The organism is Alkalithermobacter paradoxus, assembly GCA_002029295.1.
GTDB classification, from domain to species: domain Bacteria; phylum Bacillota; class Clostridia; order Peptostreptococcales; family Peptostreptococcaceae; genus Alkalithermobacter; species Alkalithermobacter paradoxus.
This window is the reverse complement of record MZGW01000021.1, coordinates 1-1681: the sequence shown is the minus strand read 5'-3', so window position 1 is coordinate 1681 and position 1681 is coordinate 1. Positions and strand designations below refer to the sequence as shown.

Sequence of the window (1681 nt, the reverse complement as noted above, 5' to 3'; positions counted from 1 at the left end):
TATTTTATGCAAATATGCAGCAAGGGATACTTTATTATAGCTTATGGGGAACTTCACAAGAAAAAAAGCTAGCAGGAGGTGATAAAGGAATTAGAAGTGCTATTCATGACTATGCAGGGGATTTATATATTAATAGAATACAAACAGCAACTCATGGAAGTCCAGATAGTTTAAGACCTATAAGAGGAACAAATCAAAACTTTAAACCTGCAAGTTTAATAGACTTAAGTCCAAAGTCTTTACCTGCTAAGCCACAAAATCCTAAGTATAATGTTAGTGATAGTAAAGAGGAATCTCAAGGGCATAGAACTTTAATGTTAAGACCTAGGATAGATTATCCTGCATCATATGCAAGAAATTTAACAGATAAAGAGATAGGAACTATTTTAAACTTAGCTCAAAATCAAAGAACGATAAGAGGAGAATGGAGAAACATTGGATATACCGCTGGAGGACACATGATAACAAATCCATTTTTCCCACGTGATGTTTCGACAGTGTCTACTTTTAGTGAAAGAAACTGGATAAAAACTCCTTGGGAACATACTCAAACTCAAAGATTTATCCCATCAGTGTCGATATATAATACTTCTAATTATAAAGCTCAAAGAAATGAAACGTTTAGAGCTATTATAAAAGAGCTTGCAGGAGCTGAGAGTATAAAAAACTTTTTACTTAAAATGAATAGATTTATTATTAATTCAAAAGGTAATGTAGAAAGAGAACCTAATTATAATAGCTCCATTACAGAACAGCAGCTTATAGATAATTTAGCAGATTATTTTTCAGTTTTATCACTAAGAACAAATCATATAGCAGGAGCAATTGCTGGGGTGCACTGGATTCCTGATAGCAAAGGTAATCCTATTTATAGATATACAACAATGTCAATAGCAGCTCCATATGAAAAAAGTTTAGCACTAATGAGATTAAGTATAAGAGATAAACAAAGAGGAAACCCATCTACAATAACAAGAAGTAATGATTTTGCAAACATAAGTACAACAGGAATACCAGGAAGATTTTATCCAGGAGAAACTTATGTAATAGAAATTGATGTTAGAAATAGATCTGGAGTTGATGTTACAAATCCTCGTGTTATACTGGATATATCATACAGTGCAGATACTGTTTCAGATCCTAATAAAAGAAATGTGCGTATACCTCTAACTTATAATGGAATATTAAGAAGAAATCAAACAGTAACAATTACTCATGAATTTACATTCCCAAGACCAAACAATGTAGATGCTACTTGGAGAGGGGAAACATCTCCTTTACTTGAGCATTATAGAGTAAATGGTAGATCGCTTAATGATATACCTGTCATTTTGGAAGCTAGAATAGATTGGAATCATCATAATAGTGGACTTTATCCTGATGATTTAAATATGTCTGATAACTATTTAGCACTAGGCCCTATTTATTCTCCAGATTTACATGTAAATGAAGATGAAGTAACAAGAATAACAGATACACGTGGAAATAGAGTTTATACTATAGAGGCTGGAAAAGAATATGTAGCTTATGCAAGAGTTTATAATGCTTCAAGGCATTTTGTTGTTCCAAGCTCTGTTTCTATAGTAAATGCAAAAGTTACAGATTCAAACGGAAATCTTCTTAATGTATATAATACAACTACATTTACAGAAAATAGAACTCTTCAAAAAGCAAATGGAGA

At 32.1% G+C, this 1681-nt stretch carries 1 protein-coding gene; it reads left to right on the top strand.

Going from position 1 to position 1681, the window contains the following annotated elements:
* On the top strand, positions 1–1681 hold a 1681-nt coding region (locus CLOTH_RS10650; protein ID WP_331722090.1), incomplete at both ends, for an Athe_2463 domain-containing protein.